Source organism: Chryseobacterium sp. KCF3-3, from assembly GCF_045865955.1.
Taxonomy (GTDB): Bacteria; Bacteroidota; Bacteroidia; order Flavobacteriales; family Weeksellaceae; genus Chryseobacterium.
Window position 1 is genome coordinate 2469350 of record NZ_AP035792.1, and the last position, 25032, is coordinate 2494381.

Genomic DNA, 25032 nt, shown 5'->3' on the forward strand with positions numbered 1-25032 from the left:
GCTTAAAACAGGTAGCAGATGGTAGCTATCAGGAAGCAGGTACAACCTGCAACCTATTACCTACATCCAGCAACCTTATATACAACCTTTAGGGTGGTTTTAGCGGTGGGGCTCACCTGTTCCCATTCCGAACACAGAAGTTAAGCCCACCAGCGCCGATGGTACTGCTAACGCGGGAGAGTAGGCCGCCGCCAGTTTTTATTTTATTTTTAAAAAACCTTTATCATTACGATAAAGGTTTTTTTGTTATATACATACACCAACAAAGCTACACCAACCCAACAAAGACATAAGCAATGAGCAATAAGCAATGAGTAATAGGCAATTAGTAATTAGTAATAGATGCGACGTAATAAACTACCTAGCTCATATCTCCTTTATCTTCCTTCCTCCTGCTTCCTGCTTCCAGCATCAGGCTTCCAGCTTTCTGTCTTTACTACATTACTGACCTATATTCTTCTTATTAAAATGCTTCGATTCCGCTCAGCATGACACTGCTGATACTAACTGCTAAAAAAACTTATATATTATTTTGTCATCTTACATCCTTTAAACCTCTCATACATGAACCTTGATTCTTACGGAATGACACAATGGTATAGCAATGTGACACTTGAAATAAAGAAGATAGTAGAACAAAAATTTATAACCAATCATTCTAATTCTGACTCCATAACCTCGTATCACGAAACTCGTCATTCATTATTTTTCATCTCTCCAGTGTCCCTATTTAAATTTTATTCAAATACCAGGGATTTTTAATTTTCTAATTCAAAAATTATGTAACTTAGTAAGATAAAAACGATTGCGAATCTAAAAATATATGATATGAAAAAACATTTATTCCCTCTGTTTTTACTGTTATTAGGTGTGAATGCACAGGCACAACAGGATTTCTTTGCGATTACAGGAAAAGATACCCAAAGTATTACTTTCAACGATTTTAGGGCAATTGATTGGGTTAGTGGAACTTCAAGAGAGAAGTTTTTTACTGCCGAATCTTCATCAAAAGTATTTTCCCAAACAAGAAAAGGTGTTGTAGCAGAAGACAAAAATTCTTACAATCATTCTCAAGCCGTAACATTAGCTGCTCTTGCCTATGATTCTTCGAATAATAATCTGGTATACATGCCTATGTTTTCTTCGAATATTTATGTTTTGAATCCAAAGACAAAAGAAATTACCTTAGTGGAAAATAATGTGGCAAGAGTATCATCATGTGATATTAATTCTCATATTACCAGAATGGCAACCGGATATAACGGAAACATTTATGCGGTAAATAATGCAGGAACACAGTTTTTAGAAATCAGAAAAGAAGCCGGACAATACAATGTAAATGATCTAGGAATCATTAAAGATGATCCTTCAAATGGCAGAAATTCATTTACTGCAATGGAAACCGGTTTTGGAGGTGATATGATTGCTGATGCAGATAATAACTTCTATGTTTTTGCAGCTTCAGGAAATGTTTTCAAAGTCTTGACCAAAGATTTGAAAGCTAAATTTATAGGTAAAATTGCAGGTATTCCTGATAACTATTCAGTAAATGGTTCCGCAGTAAACGCCCAAGGAAAGGTTGTAGTAGCTAGTGCAAAAGGAGGAGCTTTATACGAGGTTGATCTGACAACTTTACAAGCGAAACAACTTCCGGGAGAAGAAGGACTGCATATTTATGATTTAGCAAGTAAATATTTTGCTAATGATAAATCTTCAACAGTAAATACTCTGGCTGCTAATCTTGATATTTATCCAACAAGAGTTGATGAACATTATATCAACGTTCATATTAATAACAATGTAAAAGGTTCCATTAAACTGAACATTTTTGATATGGCTGGTAAAAATGTAATGACTCAGAACCTGTCTGTGAAAGAGGGTTCATTGGATGAAAAAGTATATCTTAAAGGGTTGGTAGCAGGAGCTTATATTGTGAATATTGCTGATGAATCAGGAAAAATAATATTTAATAAAAAGATTCTGGTAACAAGATAATAGAGTGCTACAATTCAGTATATAAAGACCTTTTCAAATTATTTTGAGAAGGTTTTTTAATGATTATTTGATATCCAATAAGTTTTATTTTTCGATATTAAAATGTACTTTTATAAAAAAATATAGATGAAACTATACTTTAATGTAGGATATATTGTAAATGCTGGAGAAAACCTGCAGCTGGTATTTGGTGAAGAGGAGAATGCCTTACATGTCCATACTATGTTTTACGCGGAGAATGGTGTATGGAAATGTGAAGTAGACTATTTTTCAAAATTCATTTCCTATCATTATCGAGTAGTGAATGAAAAAGGAAATGTATTAAGGGAAGAATTTGTGGGACATCATCTGAGTTTTCCACATAATTATAAGGAATTTATCATTTTTGATGAATGGAATAACAAAAACTTTCCCGAGAATTATTTAAATAATAAAATTCTTTACAATAAACTGCACGACTTTATTCCTGAAAAAGTTACTGTTTTAAAAAAACATACCCATCTCTTTAGAATAGAAGCTCCTATTTATAATCCGGATTGGAGGATTGTTCTTTTCGGAAGTACAGCATCTTTAGGAAACTGGAGCTACGAAAAAGTGGTTCATCTGAATCAGACAGATTTTGGAATGTGGGAAGCTTCCGTTGAAATTCTGGAGAATGAATTTATCCAATTCAAATATTGTATTTACGATACTAAAGAAAATAGGGTTATTGATGTAGAAACCGGAGAAAACAGATTCACGGTAGCTAACCAATTATCTGATGTTTTGCAGGTTGTTTCCAACCATTATTTCAGGTTCAAAGGATATCAGATGTATCATGATGCCGGTGTAGCAATTCCCGTATTCTCTTTGAGAAGTGAAGACGGATTTGGAGTGGGAGAATTTACAGATCTTAAAAAACTGGCAGATTGGACTAAAGAAACCAATCTTGGAATTATTCAGATTCTTCCGATCAATGATACAACAGCTAATTATTCCTGGACGGATTCTTATCCTTATGCAGCTGTATCCGTATATGCTTTGCATCCACAGTATATCTCTTTAGAAAGTCTTGATTATTCTTTACCGAAAGAATTAGTTAAAGAGTATCTATATGAAAAAGAACATTTAAATGCTCTGGATCTGATTGATTATGAAAAGGTGATAGAGGGTAAGTGGAAATATCTTACCGCTGTTTTCAACAAGGAAAAGGATAAAATTTATAAAGACAGAAATTTCAAAAAATTCATCAAGGATAATGAATATTGGCTTGTTCCTTATTCTGCGTTCTGTGTTTTGAGAGACAAATATAAAACACCTAATTTCAACGAGTGGAAGACCCACAAAAAGTATATTGCAGGAAAGATCTCACAATTTTTTACAACGAAAAATAAAGATTACGATACCTCAATGCTTCATGCCTGGGTACAATATCAATTACATGTACAGCTGAAAGAGGCTGTTGATTATACCCATAACCTGGGAGTTTCGTTGAAGGGAGATCTTCCCATTGGTATTTACAGATATTCTGTAGAAGCCTGGACAGAACCGGAATTATTCGGTATGGATTTCCAGGCTGGTGCACCTCCTGACCAGTTTACTGAACTGGGCCAAAACTGGGAGTTCCCAACATACAATTGGGAAGCGATGAAAGCAGACGATTACAAATGGTGGAAAAACAGATTCAAAGCATTGGAACAGTATTTTGATGCCATGAGAATTGATCATATTTTAGGATTCTTCAGAATATGGAGAATGCCAATTTCTGCTGTACAGGGAATTTTAGGGTACTTTTATCCGGCTGTTCCTATTGTAGCGGATGAATTTAAAGCCTGGCAGATTCCGTTCAGTTTTGACAGATACTGTAAACCTTTTATCAACAATAAGATCTTATGGGATTATTTTGGTGAAGAAAGCGGAAAAGCTCTTGAGTTTATGAACCGTAATGAAGATGGTACTTATACTTTCAAAGAAGAATTTGATACCCAGAGAAAACTCGTTAACTTTTTTAAGAAAAAACCACATGGTTCTATTGAAGAAAAATTAGTTTCCCTTTGTGCCAATGTTTTGTTTTTAACAGAAGAAAGAAACGGGAAAACAGTTTACCATCCGAGATTCAATGTTTACAATACGGAATCTTATCAATACCTTCCTGAATCAGAACAGAAAAGTATTTATGATCTGTATCATGATTACTTCTTCAGAAGACAGGATCACTTATGGTTTGAAAAGGCTATGGACAAACTTCCGGTTATCCTGAATGCTACTAAAATGCTGATCTGCGGTGAAGACCTGGGGATGGTTCCTGCCTGCGTACCCATTGTGATGGATGAATTGGCTATTATAGCCCTTAAAGTACAGAGAATGCCTTCTGAAAATATTCCATTCTATAATCCTAAGAATGCCAATTATATGAATGTGGTGACAGCTTCTTCTCACGACAGTTCCACATTGAGACAATGGTGGAAAGAAGATCCTGCATTGACACAGAAATATTACAACCAACAGCTGATACAGTACGGAAAAGCTCCTGAAGATCTCAATCCTCATCTTGCAGAGATCATTATGAAGCAGCATTTATATAATGAAGCTATGCTGGCTATTTTCCCGATTCAGGAGTTTCTGGCGACGGATGCAGAACTTACCAATAAGAAAATGGATAACGAAAGAATCAACAATCCTGCAGTTTTTCCACATTATTGGCGCTACAGAATGCATATCAAACTTGAAGACCTGAAAGAGCAGAAATCTTTCAACAATAAAATTGCTCACTGGGTAAAAGATAGTGGAAGGATGTAAATTTAACAATTGATTATCAGTTAGTTATAAATAATTTAAAAGAAGTTTGATCTTATGATTTAACTTCTTTTTTTTATTTGTATCAAAAAGATAGAATTAAGATATTCTGCTATATATTAACCAATTAACGACTATAGAGATGAAAAAAATATTTTTGGGATTAGCTCTTGGGTTAGGCGTTTTAACGTCGGCTCAGCAGTATCCGAATAATGGTTGGGATGATGATGGTTATTATCAGAATGATGGAGGTTATTACAGTGATCAAGATGATAGAAGTTATTTCCCTGACGATTATTATTACAATTATCCTCAGGACTATTATCCAAGTAATTATTACCAAAGCTATTATAACGACTACAGAGGAAGTATTATTAATATAGACTGGAACGGATTTTTCGTACAGAACAGATTAAGCAGATGGCAGGTAGATCAGATTATGAGATTGAATAATCTGTATGCAAGTTTTACAGCATGGAATAATTTCTACAGATATAATCCGGACAGATGGTATTATGACAGGTTTTATGCTCTGGAAAGAATCTTAGGACCAAGAGTATTTGTAGTTTTCCAGAATAACTATTACAGAGGTTCAAGCCCGATAGTGTATTTTCAGAATTACAGAAGAACTTATTATGTACCGAGATATACTGTAATGCCAAGATATAGAAATATTAATATCAATATTTACAGGGTAGACCGATCAAGATTCCGCAGAATGGATAATCCTACTTTTGATATTATCAGAAGAGACAGCAGACCAGATAACGGTTTCAGAAACACAAGAAGCAATGGAAACTCAGGAGGGTTCCGTGGAAATAACGGAAATAACAATAATTCCGGTTTCAGAAATGAAAGTAATGGTGGTTTCAGAAACAGCAATGAAGGCGGTTTCAGAGGGAATTCTGATAATGGAGGAAACAGAGGAAATGCCGATAACGGAGGCTTCAGAAATAATAATGGAGGCGGTTTCAGAGGAAACAGTGATGTAAGAAGAGAAGCTCCTAAAAGAGAAGATAATGGCGGATTCAGAGGGAATAATGGAGGCTTCAGACAAAAATCTGAAAATTCTGCACCAAGACAAGAGAACCGTGGTAATAGCGGTGGCGGTTTTAGAGGCAGTTTAGTAAGGAATTAATTTTCATATATTATATTTAAGTGGTGTGAAGGACAGGTTTTTATAATCTGTCCTTTTTTTTGCTGTTTTGTTAATTTATTTTTATTAAAATTTAACATTATTTATGAATTTATCAATTTAACTTGTGTTTTAATTCATAATCAAAAAGATATAATAACAAAATAACAATTAATTAAATTTTAAAAAGATGAAAAAATTAGTTTTAGCAATAGCATTTATCGGAATGGGAGGTTTTGCAATGGCACAACAGACTACAACTCCACAAGACAGACAGGCAAGAGCGGTTGAAATGAAGCAGAAAATGGAACAGAAACAACAGGAACGTTTAGACCAGATGCAAAAAGACCTTAATCTTAACTCATCTCAGGTAGCTCAGATAAAGGCACTTCAGGATAAAAGAAAAGCTGAAATGAAGGCGGAATTCGACAAAAATAAAGTAGACAGACAAGCTAAGATGCAGGAAATGCAGGCCAAAAGAGCACAGATGGATACTGATATGAAAAAAATCCTTACTCCTGATCAATATGATAAATGGCAGGCTGACAGAAAAGCTAAAGCAGAGAAAATGAAAATGGCAATGAAGGAAAGAAGAATGATGAAAAAGCCAATGAATACGGGAACTGCTGAAGTAAAATAACAGTTTGTAATTTTAGTTTTTTAATGTGTTAAGGATGGATAGTTTTCCATCCTTTTTGTATTAATTTTCTTTAAAACTTTTGATTTCGGGCTTTTATTCCCTATTTTTGACTATAAATTTAATACTTATGGTTAGCGAAAAAATTGCAAAATTAATTAACGAACAAATTGCCCACGAACAATACGCCGCTCAATATTATCTTTCAATGTCTGCATGGTTTTCTGGAAAAGATCTGGATGGAATTGCCAACTATTTCAGAGTACAGAGCAAAGAAGAATTGATGCATGCAGATAAAATGTTTGATTATTTGAATGATGTAGGAGGAGAAATTATCATCGGAGAAATTCCAAAACCTCCACATGAGTTCGAAAATGCAACAGATATTTTTGAAAAAGCATTAGCACATGAGAAAATCGTAACTAAAAGTATTTTCAATATTGTAAAAAATGCAAACGAAGAGGGAGATTTTGCAACAACATCATTCCTGCAGTGGTTTATCAACGAACAGGTAGAAGAAGAAGCAAGTGCTTCTCAATACGTAACAAAAATCAAAATGGTATGCGATAATCCATCTGCATTATACCTTTTTGATCAGGAATTGTCTCAGAGAGTATTTACTCCTGATACAACCGCTTAAGATTGAAAATTCTTCAAAATATAAAACCGTTATCCTCAGGAATAGCGGTTTTTTTTATTGTATGATAATATCGTTATTTCTTATACGTAGGTCTTTGTATTCTCACTGCAGAAATAAAAACGACTGCTCCCAATACAAAGCTCAGAAACAACGAGTTGGCAATGTTTTCAGTAGACATATAATGACGGTTATCTTCTGTAGCAGATGAATCTAAGTAATCCACAATATGATAAATGACCATTGTAGAAAACAACATCATAATCAGACTTATTACAAGGGAAGTTAAATATATTCTCATGGTTGGTTAGTTGTAATCAAAATATAATCAAAGACTATATTTTATTCGTACTGAATAAAAATAATAAAACCTTTTCTATTTTGAAGGATTTTTTACAAGAATTATGATATTAACCTTTTGGGAATGTTTAAATTATAGATAAATAATCTGAGTTTTGAGTACTTTTTTGCCCAGACGTTCAAGAATATTTTTATATCCTTCTACCTGTGCTTCATCCTTCGCTTTTTGTTCACCGGTTTTGAAATCAACAATGATATACCCTTCTTCTCCCTTTAAAATACGGTCTGGCCTGAATATATGGCTTTCTCCTCTTTCAGAAATCATGATATCTTTTTCATTGATTACTTCCCATTTTTCATCAAAGAATTCTGCATAAGTTCTGACAATTTCCTGTAGCGTAAGCTGTATCTCATTTTTTTCCTCCAGCGTAATCTGGCCTTCCAGAGCATACCCGTCCAATACTTTCACTATATCTTTTTCGGTATTGATTTTCGATAAAAGTTCATGCACAAAAAGCCCGATTCTTACTTTTTCATTTCGTACCTGATAGTTTTTTGAAGGTGTTGCAATTTTGATAGAAGTGCTTTTTTCATTAACATTCTTCAGATTTTGGATATTCTGGGTTTTAAAAGAAGAACTCTTCTCTTTTGAATATTTCTTCAGCATCTCAGGATTTACGGCATACACGTCAAACTCATCAGCCTGTTCAGGATTTTTTGTTTGAAGGAATTCCAGTAGCTCCAGGTTATTGGAAGTCTTATTGGCCTTTTGAAGATAAAAAAACAGCTGTTCAACAGGTCTTGTAGTCGCAACATACTGAAGACATAATCTGTCAATCAGGTTTTTATAAGAATTTTTAGTATTGAAAAACAGAATTTCATCATCATAAACTTCCAGATTTTTACTGAACTGGTTGATGTTGACGGATTTTAATGCTTCATTTTCGTTGGTATCAAACCAGTTGGTAAATTCACTGTCCCGGTTTTTGTTCATCATAGGGATAAAAACAATCGGGAATTCCAGTCCTTTAGACTTATGGATAGTCATGATCTGAACGGCATCAATATTTTCCGAAGCCTGAATAGTGTATGATGAAGCTTCTTCGTCCCAATATTTCAGAAACTCTTTGGTACTGGCACCGGCATTCTGCGTAAAGTTGAAAAGCATTTCCAGGAAGTTCAGTAGAAAGTCTGTTTCTTTATTTTCAACAGAAAATTCGTTGATGTAATATTCAATAAAATTATAAAGATTGAACCTCGGGAAGTTATCCTGTTTAAGCTGTAGTGAATATTTTTGCTGAATAAACTGCAGAATTTCTTCATGTCCTTCAATATCCAGAATTTCTTTCATTCCTAAAGTGAAATCCGGCATATCAATTTTTCCCAATGTATTCAGATGGTACATCATCATAATCAGACAATGTTTATTCTTTGAATTGAGTTCCCAGCGAAGAAATTCAATAACCGCCTTTAAGGTATTGGAAAGTTCCAGCGTAAGCCCTTTATCGGAAATCGTTTTAATATTCGTTTCTTCTCCTTTATACTTCACCTTTAAGCTTCCCAGCTTTTGAGAATAACTGAAAATATCAAAATTTCCACGGCAAAGAATCGTAATATCTGAAAACTTAAAACCATTATCCAGGCATTCCTGAATATCTTTCCGCATCCTTTCTGAAGTATCAGTATAAAATTCTTCATTCGTAAGATTTTCAATCAGATTTACCTTTACACGTCCATCCATTTTAGACTTTGGATTTTGCTCGGCATCTGCCCCGAAAATATTTTTATGCTCTTCCAACAGCCCTTCAGAATGAAAGCGGTACAACTCATTGTTGAATTGTACAATGTTTCTCGCACTTCTCCAGTTGTCTTTTAGAACCAGAAGATCAGCTTCCTTAGGTGAAAACTCCTTTTTGTTGATAATGTCCAGCATCAGTTTACTTTCTCCACCACGGAATCGGTAAATACTCTGCTTGGGATCACCCACCAATGTAAATGAAGTGTATTCCGTAGAAACACTGTGATCTCTCAGTGGAACAAAATTCTGCCACTGCAGTTCCGATGTATCCTGAAACTCATCAAAGAAATAATGCTGAAACTGTGAACCTACTTTTTCATAAATAAAAGCCGAAGGTTCATTTTTAAGATTTTCATTGATCAGAATATTGAATTTAGAAAGAAGAACAAGATCATTTTCCTCCTCAATCTTTTGGAGCTCATCCTGAATATCTTTATTTACCTTTAAAGGAAGAAGAGCAGATAAAACTTTCTCTTTCTTTTGGGTCTCGATGTACAGAAGAATCAGTTTCATTCTGTTGTCGAGAAGCTGGTCAAGGATTTCGAAAATTTCAGCTTCTTTATGTTTGGATTTTGAAGACGCTCCTTTTCTGTAATTATTGATAACAGATTCTTCCTGAGTTGTAGGGAAAGGAAAACCAGCTCTTTTCTGTTGATAAAAATCTATAACCTTAGTAAAGAAGCCTCCGATTCCGTTTTTACCCTGAGCAAAATCTTCAATATCAATATTTCTTGATTTGAATAATTCAATAGAACCGGCAGCCAGCTCTGCAGACTGTTTTTTATTGAGAACAATCTCTTTACGAAGCGTATTCTTTATATTCTCATAATTGGCATCGTCAAAACTTTTATTGCTTTTCAGATGTTCGTAGTGAATATCCTTTACAAATTCCTTCGCAGAATCATAAAGATTTTTGTTAAGATTAATCCTTTCGTTATTTTCAAGACTATAATCTACATAATCCATGAAAGAATTGGAGATGTTTTCATTCTCACCAATCTGATCCAGCATTTTATCAACGGCTTCTATCAGAAATGGCTCAGCTTCAATTTCAAGATTAAAATTTTTCGCCAGTCCTAATTCATAGGAAAAACTTCTTACCAATCTTGAGTTGAAACGGTCAATCGTTCCGATATTCAGTGTGGAATAATTGTGGAGAACGTAATCCAGTAGTTTTTTAGAACGGTGATGAAGCTCATCAATGGTAATTTTCAAACCTTGTTCTTCAAATGCTTTCTGGATATTTTTCAGATCTGTATTTTCAGTATACTCTTTCGCAGAGAAATTTCCCAGCCAGGATAAAATTCTTTCCTTCATCTCATTCGCTGCCTTGTTGGTGAAAGTCAGTGCGAGTATATTCCTGATCGACTGCTGTTGATTAGGATAGCGGAGACAGATCATCAGAAGCCTTTGTACCAGGGCATATGTTTTCCCGGATCCGGCAGAAGCATTGATGACTGTGTAAGAATTTTGCATTGTTGAAAGAGAATTGAGACTGCAAGTTAGCTAAAATTTAAAAGAAATTTTAACAATTTAATCAGCCGATTTAACAGTTTAGAAGGTAAAAATTAAAAAGAAATATTAAAACGCGTTAACTGTGGTTAAACTTATGGGATAAATTAAAAATAATTTTAGCTTTGCTTTATAAAAAATAGCCCGTGAAACTTAAACTATTCTTTTTCTTATCCTTTATTCTTTTTATCCAAACCCATGCCCAAAGCTATATATTTGGTAAGATCATTTCTGAAAATGGTGCTGAAATGCAGGATGTGAATGTCGTAAATATCAGAACTGACGAAATAGTGGTTTCAAACCGGGATGGTCATTTTATGATTTCCGGAAGGCAGGGAGATGAACTACGGTTTATAAAAGCAGGTTATGAGCGTCTCACAAAAAGAGTTTCTCAGGAAAATACCCAGTCTCCTATGAATATAAGTATGGTTCGCCAAACTATTCAGATTCCTGAAGTGGAAGTAAAACAAGGGCTTACCGGAAACCTTAAAATTGATTCAAAACTTTACAATAAGCCGAAGAAGGTGGAAAAACTGATCAAAGAAATGGATCAGTACATTGCTCAGAAATCAGATCCGAGAATATTGGCAGCAAGACCCGGAGAATTTGTACAACCGAAAGGAGAGGGATTTTTTATAGGAAAAGTTAAAAATAAATGGGATGATGTAGATTTAATGAAGTACATCAGAGCAAGCCTTGGTGATGATTATTTTACCAATCTTAAAATAGAAAAACCTCTGATAGATCATTTTATTTATTACGTTTTTGCTGGTGGTTTTGAAAGGAAAAAGATTCTGAAATATGGATTTTGCAGTGATGCGGATCTGAACAGGTTTCAACGTTTTGTCCTGACAAGAATTTCATCTTATCGTGCTCCACAAACTCAAAGATAGATGGAAATTAAATATATCAAAAGGTTTTTGTTTCTTGCGCTTTTTTGTATCGCTCAAGGATTGTGGGGACAACAAAAAATATTAGGGAAGGTAATAACAGGAGATGAACTGGATTTAGCACCTGTACTCGTTGTTAATATCTCCGGGAATAAAAGCACATTAAGCGATATGTCCGGGAATTTTGAAATCGAAGCCAAAGAAAATGATGAGATCAGATTTGTAAAAGAAGGATATTATCGTGTTGATAAAAAAATAACCAAAGAAGAGATCAATGCTCAGCTCAATATTATCCTAAAGAAAATGGAAATTCAAATTCCTGAGGTTAAAATTAAGTATAAACCTACCGGAAATCTGGCAAAAGATAATCAGCACTATAATGAATCCAGAAAACTTCAGGCTTTAAAATCAGATATGGAGGATTATATGAGAAGTCCATTGAATCAACCCTTACCTAATAATGCTATATCAAAAACTTTTACAGGACATGATTTTAATGTAGGCCAGGTAAATCTGTTTGGCGTATTTAATGCTGTATCAGGTCTGGTAAAGAAGGCAACACAACCTAAAATTACCAAAGCGAATTATAATGAAACTCAGGATTTCCTGAGGAGAGTAAGAAATGAAGTGAATCTGAATTTCCTGAAAAAATATGGAATGGATGAAGAACAGATTGATGCATTTCTTCTGTATGCTGATAAAACGCGTTCATTAGCGAAAAGATATCGAAAAGATTTTAGTGTCAGTGTCGTTGAATATGAAATTAAAGTTGCCTTCGGGGAATATAGTAAAACACATAAACTAGAAGGAACTCAAGAATAATATATAAATTAAAAGTTGGCTTATATCACTGAAAATATTGAAACATTAAAACAAAGAAAAATATTTCTTTTCCTGCTTATTCTTTGCAGTAGCTTTGTTTTGTCCCAACAGAAAGTAACGGGGCGAATAGTGGATGACAATGGCGAAAATCTGAGTAAAGTGATCGTGATTAACATGTCTACTGATAAGAAAGTATATTCTGATTCTGAAGGTATATTTTCTATTGATGCCAATCCTAACGATGAATTAAGATTTGTAAAAGAAGACTTCAACAGAGTCTCCAGAAGAGTTCTTATCAATGGGAATAATTTACCTCTGTTTATTACACTTCGTCAGATTCCGAGAGATGTAGGTGAAGTGAAAATTGTAAAAAAACTCACCGGAGATCTGGAAACAGATTCCCGGATTGTAGCCAAAGTAGATAAAGGAGAGCAGGTAAGAGATGCGGTTGGTCTTCCGCAGCCGGTAGGCAAAATGAGAGAAAAGCCGGCAGAGGTGAAAAGTGTGCTTTTACCAATACTTTTAGGAAACCTCAATGTTCAGGGAGTATATGATCTGATCAGCGGGAAAGCCAGAAGACAGAAAAGACAATACAGATATGATGATCTTCAGGAACATATTGCCTGGGTTCGGGACAGAATAGATGATGAATATTTTATCAAAGCCGGAATTCCTGGTGACAGAATTTCAGAATTTATACAGTTTTCATTTCTGGCAAAACCTCAGGTACGAACTTATGTAAAAGCAAGAAACCTTTCCGGTGTTATGCTGAGGTTGGAAGAGACAGCTCCTCTTTTTATAGAGAGATTGCAGCAAAATCAAAAGTAATTTGAATGTTAATAAATTCTTAAAATATTGGAATAGAAATTGATACAATATGAAGTAACAATCCAAATTCACAAATTTTATGAATAAAAACATTTTTGCAGTAGCTATTGCAGCATTAGGTTTTGTCATTGGTCTCGGGTTTTTAGGAAATGCTATTAAAAACAGAAATAAATCTGAAAATACCATTTCTGTAACAGGATTAGGAACAAAACAGTTTACATCAGATCTGATCACCTGGTCCGGAAGTTTTTCGAAAAATAATGTGGACCTGAAATCTGCTTATGATGAACTGGCAATGGATAGAAAAGTAATCAATGACTATCTGCTTTCAAAAGGGATACAACAGAAGGAGATCGTATTTTCTTCGGTAGATATTCAGAAACAGTTCAGAAGCTATAATGATTCAAACGGGAACTATGTTCAGGGAGAATTCTCCGGATATAATCTTACACAAAAGGTTTCTATTGAAAGTAAAGAAGTGGGAAAAATAGAAAACCTATCCAGAAATATTACTGAAATTATCAACCGGGGAATTGAATTCACTTCTTCTTCACCAGCTTATTTCTACACCAAACTGGCTACAGTGAAACAGGAAATGATCGCCAGTGCTACAAAAGATGCAAAAGAACGTGCTGAAAAAATTGCGGAAAACTCGGGAAGCAGCCTGGGAAATCTGAAAAAGGCAACCATGGGTATAATTCAGATTACGGCACCCAATTCCAATGAAGATTATTCTTATGGTGGAACTTTCAATACCTCTTCCAAAGAAAAAGAAGCCAGTATTACCATCAAACTGGAGTACGAAGTAAATTAAATATAAATATCAGTAAAAGAAAAACGCCGGAATAGCTTTCCGGCGTTTTATATTTTAAGCATAAATAATTTTATGAATTTCTTTTTTAGCTTCCTCCACATTTTCAGGGGTGTAGTTAGCAAGCAGCCATAAGTTCAAAGATTTCTTTCCTTCACCATAGCTAGGCTGTACATGAGTGGTATCAATCAAACTGAAATTATTTCTCTGATAAAAAGAATAACGTCTTGAAGCATCTTCACTCAATTCTGCAGGCTCAATTTCCAGGATAATACTCGGATAGCTTTCAGATAAATGATTCATGATATGAGAACCTAATTTTTTGCTTCTGAATGCTTCAAACACTTCAAAATGTTCTACAAAAACAAAAGAACTCAGCTTCCAAAGGATGAGGTAGCCGATAGCTTCCGATTCGTGGATAACAGACATGAATTCTACATAAGGATTTGAAAATAAACTTTCAAACTGATCTTTATCTCTTTGTTCGTCTACAGGAAAAGTCGTCGTGTAAGAAGTATAGATTTCCTGAACTCTATGATCTTCTGCAGAAGTAATCGGTAAAAATTCCATAATTTATAAATCAAAGACACTAGGTCTTCTGGTAATGAAAATATCTTTAATCCAAAGGGTGAATGCCAATCCTAAATAGATCAGAAAGAAGAATCCGGCTGTTGCAAAAGTAGAGTAAATGAAGAAAATTCTCAATTTAGAAACAGGAATTCCCAGCTTGGCACCTGTTCTTGTCAGTACACCAAACCACTCTCTTTCCATTTTATGACGGATATTACTCAGCATTTCCAGATTGTTTTTAAGAATTAAATCTAATACTCAAAGTTAAGAATTTTTTTTGACAACGTTTTTTGAATGATATAGCCTTTTCAGATCAGGTTATTCTTTTAAAAGTTTAAATCCAATGGTACAGGATAAACAATTTTTCGGTTCACAAAAGGTTTTATGATGATAAATAAGACTTTGACTTTCCAGCGCATTGGTGACCTGTAGTCCAAGTTTTTTCCAGCTTGTAATGATAGTGTTTTTCTCTCCGGCAACAGTTTTGTAAAGCTCAATAATTTCGTCTGCAATATCTTCCTGATGATATCTGTGATAGGCATATTGTAAAGGAATTACCGTGTTTACAATGAGAAGATCTATAAAATCTTTGCTCAATGTTTTAGGCTGTACTTTGGAAATAGTTCCGAAATTAAAATGAAAATCCCAGTACTCAGAGGCTTTTATAGATTGGAAAATGGAGTAGAGTTGTTCTGCACTTCTCGCTTCCATAATTTTTGAGAACAAATTCTGATGTTGGTAAAGGTCTGCTAATTGAGATAATCGGATGGTAGGAAAATTGGGAGGTCTTAATCTTAAAAACTTAGGATAGAGTTTTAAATCAGGAATGGAAAATTTGGCTTTAACGAAATCGAATTCTCTTTTCCATATTTTCATCTGCCCGTCCTGTGGTTTCTCAAGCCATCCTGAAATTCCAAATAACAAAGCTTCAAGCTGAAGAGGATTTTGACGGATTTTATTAATAATACTGTAATCGATACTTTCTGCAATCTGCCGGAAAATTGAAGCATTTACTTTTAAACCGAATGAATAGGCAAAACTGTGAAATAAAACAGCTTCAAAATTATTTTTATATAGATTTAAACTCTGTTCAAGCGCTGAAGATTTTTCATCCAGTTTTTTCAGGATATTTTCTTCATGAAAATTGACAGGTACTTTTTTCGGATCAAAAATCTTTTCACAGGCAATAAATTCGTCTCCATTAATAAGTTTATCATATTTCCCTACGATATTTTCATCAATATAATTATGCAATTCCAATGTTGGAACCTGCTTTTCTGTAAGTTCATGAATTTCTATGTCATGCTGAAATACCACATGAAGAATAATATTCTGATAATTGGGATCCTGGGAATGATGGTGGAAAATCCAGTCTGAAGAGCGTATATGCAGTTCTATATTTCCTGCGAGAAGTAAGCCGTTGATTTTGATTTTTGCATCAAGAAAATCGGGGCCTGCGTTTTTATTCCATTTTCCGAAATGGATGATCTCAACGGAATTTCCTTCAATATCCTTGAAGTCAAAATGTTTGAAAATCTTATAGTTCCAAAGATATTGAAGTAGTTTTTCCGTCATAAGTGTGACGTAAATATATTAAAATATTATTGTATTTGTTTGGTTCTTATAAAAGAATAAGTTTTTATTAATTTAATGTTTATGATTTATTTATTTGATTTAGTGTGAGTTGAAACTATATCTGTTTTTTTGCTTTATGATTATTTTTTTCAAAAGTTGAATTTTAAAATTATTTATATCTTAGCTCTAATAATTTTAACGAAACAAGCGTAAGCTGTCGAATTGGTATTAGAAAACTGCGAATCTTCTAAAAAGACCGAATATTGACAGACTTACGCCCGTGTACCTATATGGGCATGGGCGGGGTCTTTTTGGTCTTTTGGGTTCTTCGCAGTACCTCTAATACAAATCGACTTTTGCTCCGTGCCTTTCTTTTTATAAAAACAGAAGAAAAATTTTTCGGGGTTAAATATAATACGACATGATCTGTCGCTATGAAGTGATAGCTTTGTTATCAGAAAGAAACGATTACAAAACCACCAATTTAAAATAAAAAAATATGAAACTACATTATTTTATTTCTCAACATTACAGTGTAAAATACCGTGATTTTACGGATTGTCCAAAAAACAGATAGTGTTTAAGTTTACTGCCAGAAAACCGAAACAAATGAGAGAAAAGAAATTATGTTCCCCAACTTAATTTCTTGTATGCACTGTATAAGAAATTTTATCTTATTTCTTTAGTGTAGGGCTTTACAGCCAAAGGTCTTTGTGACTAATTAAGTAAATCCTGATTTTTTAATCAGGCTATATCATCATTTAAAAAAATAAATCAATATGAAAATATTCTACCCATCAGGATAGACTAATCCTGTTGCGCAAAGTCATATCAATAGGCGGTAATGCCTTATTGAGACTTGTTTTAAATCAAAAAATACAAAATTTTAAAAACAATGAAAAAAAATTACACGATTGCACTTTTCTTGTGCACATTTCTGGGCATTTCCGGCCAAGAAACAGAAGTAATCTGGCAGCGTGATATAAAGTCCAGTACGCAGGATTTTTTAAGTCAGGTTACAACCACCATAGATCAGCAGTATCTCATTACGGGAAGCTCTATCCAGAGTGCCCCTTCGACAGGCTCAGGATTAACAGGCCAAAAACAAAACAGAGGTTATGATTTCCATTTGGTTAAACTCAATCAGCAGGGACAAGAAGTCTGGGAAAAATACTTCTCAGGGCAAAATCATGATTATTTATCCGCTACAGTTACGACACAGGATGGAGGATTTTTAATTTCCGGCACTTCCTATTCAGGAAAAGGACTGGACAAAAAAGAGGATTCTAAAGGAGGTTCAGACATCTGGCTTATCCGTCTTAATGAGTTTGGCGATGAGTTGTGGCAGAAAACGCTAGGAAGCTCATCTGATGAAGAGGCCAGAGCAGTCATTCAAACGACAGATTTAGGATTCTTTCTTGCGGGTAACGTACAGAACTCTTTAAAAGGGTATGGATCTAAAGATGCATTAATAATAAAATTGGACAAAGAAGGAAGAGAATTATCACAATTAATTCTAGGTGGAAAAGGTTTAGATGAGGTTGAAAAAATGATTCCAACCCGTGATGGAGGTGTATTATTGGGAGTATACTCCCGAAGCAATTCTGGAGGGTCAAAAACGACGGAGAATTACGGAGAAGGAGATTACTGGATTATCAAACTGGATAAAACTGGAAAGGTTCAATGGGAGAAAAACTATGGTGGTAAAGGTGATGATCATGTAAGAACACTGGCTGTAACCTCATCCGGATATTTAATCGGTGGAGAATCCCGGTCTAAACGTTCAGGAAATAAAACAGTGGGAACTCAGGAAGGTACAGATCTTTGGCTGATTTCTTTAAATGAACAAGGCGAACAGCAGTGGCAGAAATCCTACAGTTTTGGAAATCGGGATGTTCTAATGGGTATGAATGTCCTTCATTCAGTGGATGACAAATCTAACAAAGGAGTTTTACTCGGTGGTTATACTCCTTCAGAGGGTAGAGTGGAGAAAGATGATAATACATTTTGGCTATTGTATATTGATCAGTTAGGGAACGAGGTATGGAGAAAATATGTAAATGGAGAATCCAGACAAAAAGAAGAAAGACTTTCCGATTTAAAATTAAATAGAGACGGTTCAATCATTCTTGCCGGAACTAGTGCAGAAGAGCTTGGAAAAGAAAACTGGAAGATTGTAAAACTGGGTGATAAACAGGTTGATCAGTTGATGGAAAAATACGACATCAAAATCTATCCGAATCCTGTCTCTGATTATGCTTACATAGAAATCGGTTTTGACTTTAAAGATGCGGATATTCTATTGTATGATATGAGCGGAAGACAACTTCAAAGTATAAAAACAAAAAATAAAGTTACCAAAATTAATACTCAGGCACTCATTCAGGGAGCTTATCTGGCGACTATAAAAACGGATACTAATAAAACAGCAAACGCCAAATTAATAAAGAAATAAAACCATGTTTAAGAAAATTATTTTAGCTATGATTTTTCTAATCTTTAATTTAGGAAAATCACAGATTGAAAGGAATTATGGGGATACAGCCCAGCCTGTACCCTCAGCCTCTTCCTTTTCTTCTTATGTAAATACCCCTGTCTCTTTATCTACTGGGATACCAGGTATTGGAATTCCTTTATTGTCATTACCAACAGGAAATAAGGACTTTGAGATTATGACATCATTGAGTTACCACCCTTACAATACAGGACAAGACAAACCTGCTAGTGAAGTTGGTCTTGGATGGTCTTTATTTAAAGGTGGCGCTGTTATTTCAAGAGTAATTAATGGTGCTGTCGATGAGTTCTATTATGATGCAACGAAATCAAGTTATAAAAAGAATTTATTTGATGACATCTATTACTACGATTTACCTGGTAATTCAGGAAAGTTCAAATTTGTCAGAGATACTATTAACAATACTTTTACTCTTAATAATATCTCAGGAAGTAACGTTAAAATAGAATACACAAGAGATTCTAATACTGCGACACTTGTCCTTAACTCTTTTAAAATAACTGACAGCAAAGGATTTAAATATGTTTTTGAGGATTATAGCATTGCAAGATATGATACAAGTTCTAAAGGTTTTAATTATAAATCGGCCTTCTATTTAACAAAAGTTATTGACGAAAATAATATTACGATAGCTACTTTCAATTACCAGAAAAACAGTAAAAATGTAGATAATAGCAGTATTTTATTATATCAGAACTGTAAGATGGAAAGTATTACTACTTCCTATGGAAAAATCACTTTTGAAAATGTATACAAAGGAATTAGTGATGATGACCCTTATATTATAAAAAGTCTTAGTTTATTGGATATGTCCTCTCATCTTATTGCTAAATACAGACTTGATTATCAAAGTTTTTACAGTTCTACTTATCCAAATAATGTCAATCAAGGAAAAAGGACTCTGTTATCAGTTCAAAAACTAGACAGAAATCAAAACCTTATTGAAGGAAGACAATTTACATATGATGGAACGGGTTCAGAAACCAACTATGGAACTTCTCCAAATCCTAATGAATATGGAAACTTTTTGTGCCCTGATAATACAAAAGCCGATCCTAAAACATATACCTTAGGGCTCCTCAAAAAAATGACTTTACCTGAAGGTGGATATGTCGTATATAATTTTGAGGCTAATGAAGTTTATGAAAATAAAAGTAACCTACAATTAGATACTAATCAGCTCAAAGAGCCTACATTACAATATTTAAATATTGCTAATACAGTTAATTATAATACAAATAGCAGTAGGAGCTATACATTTCAGGTATCAACATCGCAAAAGTTTTTTATTAAACTTTTAATTGATGAAGTTTACGAAATCGTAAACATTCACGGAAATATTATTCTCCCACCAACCTATAAGTTATTAAACTCAATAGGAAATGAAGTTACAGGAACTGCTAATGGCTGCTCAGAAAATGTTAAATATTATAATTTAGCGCCAGGGACTTATACATTCAAAATCAGTGGAAATGGAAATGGACGCATTCAAAATTATGAGATAGTTAATTTATCTGCTCCTTATAAAAATACAACTCAATTGAAAATAGGAGCCCGAATTGCCAATATAAAATATTACGATACAGATAATACAGTAAAAAAAGCCATGTCTTACAAATATGATTTGTTTGATAATAGCGGGACAAGTGGTAAAGTATTTTCCGGAGAAGTCTGCAATGAGGAAATAGGAAATGTAAATGAATCTGTATTGTATAATAATGTAAAGGAGATATATGAGGGAAGCTCAGAAAGTCAGGGTTATTCCCAATATTATTTCAAAACTCCTGATGATTATACAAGCACTATCAATTTCTATAAACCTTATTATAATATTACCTCTACAGCTCTTTTGACAAAAAAAGAAATGTACAATCAACAGAATCAACTAATTTCCAGTGAAAATACAGATTATGTGCTTGATGAAATTGGTGGAGTACAGGAATATATTATTTGTGGAGGTTACAAGTCTAAAAGTGCCTGGTTAAAATCAACTACAACCACATCTAAAACATTTTATGCTAATGGGAGTAGTTTACAAGGTACTACAGAAACAACTTTTAATACTACTAATTTTCAACCTGCCTATACAAAGAGTACTTCTCCGGATGGAAAAATTACTGAAACCACTATAAAATACCCTTTAGATCTTTCGAATACACGTTTGATCAATGCCAATATGCTTTCAATCCCTCTTCAAACGGAAACAAAGGTAAATGGAAGTATTGTCAGCAAAGGTGGGGCAAAATATGAATTTGTAGATAATTTGTATCCTTCTTCTGTAGTTACTTTTGAGATGAAAGATTTAACGCCTATAACAACAATGGTCTATGATGTTTATGACAGTAAAGGAAACCCTGTACAGATTAAGGGTAAAAATGGTATTCCTACAGTAACAATCTGGGGATATTATCAAACATTACCTATTGCTGAGATTGCTGGAGTTGCTTATAGCCAAATCTCAAGTTTACCATCAGTCCTTGCTGCTATAAATGCCTCCAATGCTGATGCTGATAATCCTGCTAATGAAGCATCTCTATTACAAGCTTTGGAAAATCTACGTAGAGACCCTGCATTACAATCTAATCCTGTAACAATTTATACCTATGATCCTTTAATTGGGATTACTAATACCGTTTCTTCTAATGGAGCAAAAGTATCTTATGTATATGATTCTTCCAACAGATTAGTAAAAACAATGGATTCTGATGGAAAAACACTACAGGAATACCAGTATAACTATAAACACTAATACATGATGAAAAAATTTTTAAATATATTCAGTCTTTTATGGCTAGCAGGGCATTCTTACGCCCAAACATTAAATGCTACAACTGCTGAAAACTACGTATATACTAAAAGTTGTCTGGATGCAGACTGTATCAAAAAAACTGAAGCAATACAGTATTTTGATGGATTGGGAAGAGCAAAACAGACAATAGGAATTAAAGCCACTCCATCTGGCAAAGACATCGTAAATCATGTAGAATATGATGCATTTGGAAGAGTAGCTAAAGAGTATCTTCCAATTCCACAGAACACAACACAAAATGGTGCCTTTTATACAGCTCCGCTATCCAATGCCCCCACAGTATTTGGGCAGGAGAAAATTTATTCGGAAAAGCAATTTGAAAACTCTCCTTTAGGCAGAATTAATAAGATTACGCCTTTAGGCAATGATTGGGCACAGCATCCTGTACAAATGGGATATAGTGCAAATATTGCCGGAGAGGTAAAGAAATATACTGTAATCAACTCTTGGGTCGATGAAGCTACTTATTCAAAACTGGTAGAAAGTGGAACCTACGGTGCCAATCAGCTGATGAAAACTACTGTCATAGACAGCGATAATAATACTTCTGTTGAATTTAAAAATGCTGCAGGACAGACAATTTTATTACGCAAGAACGACGGGGCAAAGGATGTAGACACCTATTACGTTTATAATGATTTGGGAATGCAGGTTTTCGTTATTACGCCATTGGCTGCTACAACTACGGTAGATGGAAATGCTTTAGATAATCTATGTTATCAATATCGTTATGACAGTTTGGGTAGGTTGGTAGAAAAGAAACTTCCTGGCAAAGATTGGGAATATATGGTGTATGATAAAGCCGACAGGCTTATCCTTTCTCGTGATACTAATATGAAGCAAAACAACCAATGGTTGATGACAAAATATGATGAGCTTGGAAGACCTGTTTATACAGGCTTTTTAACAGGAGGAGATAGAGCAGCGAGACAAAATGATTTGAAAAACCTTATCATCACTGAAAAAAGAGATGCAACTGGTTTTTTTAGAAGTGCGACAAATATTTATTATACAGAAAACTATTTCAGTGGTGAAACACCCGTCATTTTAAGTATTAATTATTACGATACATATCCACAAGGAACTCCTCCTAAGCCAGCAACTATTTTTGGACAAGATATTATATGGGATAATACCTATGCTTTCCAAAACACAAAAACTCTTCCTACTGCTTCATATGTGAAGAATATTGATGATGATTACTGGACATATAACTGGATATGGTATGATTCGAAATTAAGAGCTGTAGGAAATCATTCTATCAATCATTTGGGAGGATACACCAAAATAGAAACAAAGCTGGATTTTGCAGGTGTTGCAGTGCAAAGTAAAGCGTATCACAAGAGATTACAGACTGATCCTGAGAGAACTATTAGTCAAATTTTTGAATATGATGATCACAACAGGCTTTTGGTACAGAAACATCAGGTTGATAACAACCCTATTGAAATTTTGTCACAAAATGAATATAATGAACAGTCTCAGCTGAAAAGAAAAAAAGTAGGAGGAACTGATACAGCCAATCCATTACAATCTATAGATTACAAATATAATATCCGGGGTTGGGTAACCCAGATTAATGATCCTACCAACTTAGGAAATGACCTGTTTGGATATAAAATAAAATATACCGATCCTGTGATAGGAAACTATCCAGGCAGGTTCAACGGAAATATTGCTGAAGTAGATTGGAAAGCCGCCACAGATGGCCAGCTGAGAAGATATAATTATTCATATGACCGTCTCAACAGATTAGTACATGCCATCTATCTGAAGCCCAATGCTTCAGTTGTACAAACTAGTGCCTATAATGAATGGGTAGATTATGATATTAATGGAAATATAACCCGTCTGGACAGGTATGGAGATTCTGATGGCAATGGCCCTTTACAGATCGACAGACTCTACTACACCTATTCCGGAAACAGGCTAAGCAAAGTTGAAGATACCACCCAAAACCCATCAGGATATCCATATGTGCCAAGCCCTAATACAATTGCCTACGATGATAATGGAAATATGACCAGCCATATGGATAAAGGAATTTCCTCCATCCAATATAATTATCTAAATTTACCTGAAAAAATTACCCAAAACTCCAAAGTAACGGATTATATTTACAGAGCAGATGGAGTAAAAGTAAAAAAGATCTTTGACACAAAAGCTACAGATTATCTGGATGGTTTTCAGTATGAAAACTCTACATTGAAATTCTTCCCAACCACAGAAGGATATTTTAATGTTGAAACAGGAAAGTATGTATATAATTATACTGATCATTTAGGTAATACCAGATTAAGTTATACTAAGAATGGCGCAGGAACAGAGATCATTGAAGAAAGTAATTATTATCCTTTTGGATTAAAGCATGAAGGATATAATGTTTTGTCTGGAAATCTGGCATATAAATACAAGTACAACGGCAAAGAGCTTCAGGAAAGTGGAATGTATGACTATGGAGCGAGGATGTATATGCCGGATTTGGGAAGATGGGGAGTAACAGATCCATTAGCAGAAGTGTTCAGACGATTTAGCCCTTACCATTATGGAGCAGATAACCCTGTAATGTTTACTGATCCTGATGGGATGAGAAACAAACCGTATGAGGGAGGATTAGAAATTAATGTACCGGATGGCTCATGGTGGTTTGCAGGAGGAAGTGGAAATTTCACCTCAGGATATGTAGAGAATAACTGGATTGGTAAACGAACCGGAGGTGGGGCTACAGCGACTTTTGGAGAAACGCAAGCTTATAAAGATATAATGGCTTATCTTAATGATCCTGGGACTAACTATTTCAAAGAAATTGATTTTTCACATTTTGCAGATGGACTTAAGATTATTTCACGACAAGAATGGGGAGCGAAAAATCCTATTAAAAAAGGTAGAAGTTGGGAAAGCTTACCAATTAACTTATCTGCATATTATAATACAATAACAATCCATCATTCTGGAAATGCCAAAAATTATATGACAATACAAGAATTACAGGATAAAGAACAGGGTGATGGTTATGCTGATATACCATATCATTTTGCGATAGATAGCCAAGGTAATATTTATGAAGGTAGACCAATATATATAAAAGGAGCACATACAGCGGGAGCTAACACTTCAAATATTGGAATTGTATTAATGTCAGATTTAGATTATCAAAATAAAGGACTATCCTTTGAAAAATTTTTATATGAAAATTATATTAACGGAAATGGAGGAGCAAGTACAAAAATGAGAGAATCATTAACAAATTTAGTTTCATATTTAAATACTCAATATGGAATTCAATATCTTGGTGGGCATATAGAAAAAATAAATGAAACAAGATATTGTCCTGGTGATGGAGGTATGAAAATTGTGAATTATTTAAGACAAAAGTTTAATATGCAAGTTCCAATAAAACAATAATAACATGAAAGTAATTTT

At 34.3% G+C, this 25032-nt stretch carries 17 protein-coding genes and 1 rRNA gene; 13 read left to right on the forward strand and 5 right to left on the reverse strand.

Annotated elements, in window-relative coordinates:
- Window positions 1-89: 89 nt before the first annotated feature.
- The 6 genes from rrf to ACKTTZ_RS11095 all read left to right on the forward strand — a co-directional run bounded on the left by rrf (window position 90) and on the right by ACKTTZ_RS11095 (window position 7182).
- Window positions 90-197: ribosomal RNA gene (gene rrf, locus ACKTTZ_RS11070) — 5S ribosomal RNA — on the forward strand.
- A 631-nt stretch (window positions 198-828) separates the two neighbouring features.
- Window positions 829-1995, forward strand: coding sequence for a T9SS type A sorting domain-containing protein (locus ACKTTZ_RS11075; protein WP_407848830.1), 1167 nt, complete (start codon window positions 829-831; stop codon window positions 1993-1995).
- A gap of 126 nt (window positions 1996-2121) precedes the next feature.
- Window positions 2122-4773, forward strand: coding sequence for a 4-alpha-glucanotransferase (locus tag ACKTTZ_RS11080; RefSeq protein WP_407848832.1), 2652 nt, complete (start codon window positions 2122-2124; stop codon window positions 4771-4773).
- A gap of 139 nt (window positions 4774-4912) precedes the next feature.
- Window positions 4913-5908, forward strand: coding sequence for a hypothetical protein (locus tag ACKTTZ_RS11085; RefSeq protein WP_407848834.1), 996 nt, complete (start codon window positions 4913-4915; stop codon window positions 5906-5908).
- A gap of 187 nt (window positions 5909-6095) precedes the next feature.
- Window positions 6096-6545 carry a hypothetical protein gene (locus ACKTTZ_RS11090; protein WP_034695675.1) on the forward strand — a complete coding sequence of 150 codons (450 nt, stop codon included), beginning with the start codon at window positions 6096-6098 and terminating at the stop codon, window positions 6543-6545.
- 127 nt (window positions 6546-6672) lie between these two features.
- On the forward strand, window positions 6673-7182 hold the full coding sequence (locus ACKTTZ_RS11095) for a ferritin (RefSeq protein ID WP_002981834.1): 510 nt from the start codon (window positions 6673-6675) through the stop codon (window positions 7180-7182).
- A gap of 73 nt (window positions 7183-7255) precedes the next feature.
- Here ACKTTZ_RS11095 and ACKTTZ_RS11100 read toward each other — a convergent pair whose 3' ends face one another.
- Both ACKTTZ_RS11100 and ACKTTZ_RS11105 read right to left on the reverse strand, forming a co-directional pair.
- Window positions 7256-7480, reverse strand: a complete 225-nt coding sequence (locus tag ACKTTZ_RS11100; RefSeq protein WP_034695683.1) for a hypothetical protein — start codon at window positions 7478-7480, stop codon at window positions 7256-7258.
- 132 nt (window positions 7481-7612) lie between these two features.
- Window positions 7613-10753 carry a UvrD-helicase domain-containing protein gene (locus tag ACKTTZ_RS11105; protein WP_407848837.1) on the reverse strand — a complete coding sequence of 1047 codons (3141 nt, stop codon included), beginning with the start codon at window positions 10751-10753 and terminating at the stop codon, window positions 7613-7615.
- Window positions 10754-10935: 182 nt separating this feature from the next.
- On the opposite strand from ACKTTZ_RS11105, the gene ACKTTZ_RS11110 reads away from it, so the two are divergent.
- The 4 genes from ACKTTZ_RS11110 to ACKTTZ_RS11125 all read left to right on the forward strand — a co-directional run bounded on the left by ACKTTZ_RS11110 (window position 10936) and on the right by ACKTTZ_RS11125 (window position 14143).
- Entirely contained in the window at window positions 10936-11682 is a 747-nt protein-coding gene (locus ACKTTZ_RS11110; protein ID WP_034695688.1) for a hypothetical protein, read from the forward strand.
- Complete coding sequence (locus ACKTTZ_RS11115; protein WP_407848839.1) at window positions 11683-12501, forward strand: hypothetical protein; 819 nt, start codon at window positions 11683-11685, stop codon at window positions 12499-12501.
- 15 nt (window positions 12502-12516) lie between these two features.
- Entirely contained in the window at window positions 12517-13329 is an 813-nt protein-coding gene (locus ACKTTZ_RS11120; RefSeq protein WP_253316405.1) for a carboxypeptidase-like regulatory domain-containing protein, read from the forward strand.
- Between the two features lie 79 nt (window positions 13330-13408).
- Window positions 13409-14143 carry an SIMPL domain-containing protein gene (locus tag ACKTTZ_RS11125; protein WP_034695695.1) on the forward strand — a complete coding sequence of 245 codons (735 nt, stop codon included), beginning with the start codon at window positions 13409-13411 and terminating at the stop codon, window positions 14141-14143.
- A gap of 54 nt (window positions 14144-14197) precedes the next feature.
- Here ACKTTZ_RS11125 and ACKTTZ_RS11130 read toward each other — a convergent pair whose 3' ends face one another.
- From ACKTTZ_RS11130 to ACKTTZ_RS11140, 3 genes are all read right to left on the reverse strand, one after another.
- Window positions 14198-14710 (reverse strand): GNAT family N-acetyltransferase, encoded by a 513-nt coding sequence (locus ACKTTZ_RS11130; protein WP_253316406.1) that lies wholly within the window; start codon window positions 14708-14710, stop codon window positions 14198-14200.
- A gap of 3 nt (window positions 14711-14713) precedes the next feature.
- A complete protein-coding gene (locus ACKTTZ_RS11135; protein ID WP_034695702.1) occupies window positions 14714-14935 on the reverse strand; it encodes a PspC family transcriptional regulator in 222 nt (73 codons plus the stop codon).
- 93 nt (window positions 14936-15028) lie between these two features.
- Complete coding sequence (locus tag ACKTTZ_RS11140; protein WP_407848842.1) at window positions 15029-16285, reverse strand: DUF2851 family protein; 1257 nt, start codon at window positions 16283-16285, stop codon at window positions 15029-15031.
- 895 nt (window positions 16286-17180) lie between these two features.
- Between ACKTTZ_RS11140 and ACKTTZ_RS11145 the strand changes: the two genes are divergently transcribed.
- From ACKTTZ_RS11145 to ACKTTZ_RS11155, 3 genes are read left to right on the forward strand one after another with little or no spacing between them, the layout of a single operon-like run.
- Window positions 17181-18740, forward strand: coding sequence for a T9SS type A sorting domain-containing protein (locus ACKTTZ_RS11145; RefSeq protein WP_407848844.1), 1560 nt, complete (start codon window positions 17181-17183; stop codon window positions 18738-18740).
- A gap of 28 nt (window positions 18741-18768) precedes the next feature.
- A complete protein-coding gene (locus ACKTTZ_RS11150; protein ID WP_407848846.1) occupies window positions 18769-21549 on the forward strand; it encodes a hypothetical protein in 2781 nt (926 codons plus the stop codon).
- Window positions 21550-21552: 3 nt separating this feature from the next.
- Window positions 21553-25014, forward strand: a complete 3462-nt coding sequence (locus ACKTTZ_RS11155) for a DUF6443 domain-containing protein (RefSeq protein WP_407848848.1) — start codon at window positions 21553-21555, stop codon at window positions 25012-25014.
- Window positions 25015-25032 lie beyond the last annotated feature (18 nt).

Coding starts and splice junctions, on each gene's coding strand:
- ACKTTZ_RS11135 (WP_034695702.1), bottom strand. CDS start 14,935: ATGCTGAGTAATATCCGTCATAAAATGGAAAGAGAGTGGTTTGGTGTA.
- ACKTTZ_RS11105 (WP_407848837.1), bottom strand. CDS start 10,753: ATGCAAAATTCTTACACAGTCATCAATGCTTCTGCCGGATCCGGGAAA.
- ACKTTZ_RS11155 (WP_407848848.1), top strand. CDS start 21,553: ATGATGAAAAAATTTTTAAATATATTCAGTCTTTTATGGCTAGCAGGG.
- ACKTTZ_RS11100 (WP_034695683.1), bottom strand. CDS start 7,480: ATGAGAATATATTTAACTTCCCTTGTAATAAGTCTGATTATGATGTTG.
- ACKTTZ_RS11095 (WP_002981834.1), top strand. CDS start 6,673: ATGGTTAGCGAAAAAATTGCAAAATTAATTAACGAACAAATTGCCCAC.
- ACKTTZ_RS11125 (WP_034695695.1), top strand. CDS start 13,409: ATGAATAAAAACATTTTTGCAGTAGCTATTGCAGCATTAGGTTTTGTC.
- ACKTTZ_RS11115 (WP_407848839.1), top strand. CDS start 11,683: ATGGAAATTAAATATATCAAAAGGTTTTTGTTTCTTGCGCTTTTTTGT.
- ACKTTZ_RS11140 (WP_407848842.1), bottom strand. CDS start 16,285: ATGACGGAAAAACTACTTCAATATCTTTGGAACTATAAGATTTTCAAA.
- ACKTTZ_RS11130 (WP_253316406.1), bottom strand. CDS start 14,710: ATGGAATTTTTACCGATTACTTCTGCAGAAGATCATAGAGTTCAGGAA.
- ACKTTZ_RS11080 (WP_407848832.1), top strand. CDS start 2,122: ATGAAACTATACTTTAATGTAGGATATATTGTAAATGCTGGAGAAAAC.
- ACKTTZ_RS11085 (WP_407848834.1), top strand. CDS start 4,913: ATGAAAAAAATATTTTTGGGATTAGCTCTTGGGTTAGGCGTTTTAACG.
- ACKTTZ_RS11075 (WP_407848830.1), top strand. CDS start 829: ATGAAAAAACATTTATTCCCTCTGTTTTTACTGTTATTAGGTGTGAAT.
- ACKTTZ_RS11090 (WP_034695675.1), top strand. CDS start 6,096: ATGAAAAAATTAGTTTTAGCAATAGCATTTATCGGAATGGGAGGTTTT.
- ACKTTZ_RS11150 (WP_407848846.1), top strand. CDS start 18,769: ATGATTTTTCTAATCTTTAATTTAGGAAAATCACAGATTGAAAGGAAT.
- ACKTTZ_RS11145 (WP_407848844.1), top strand. CDS start 17,181: ATGAAAAAAAATTACACGATTGCACTTTTCTTGTGCACATTTCTGGGC.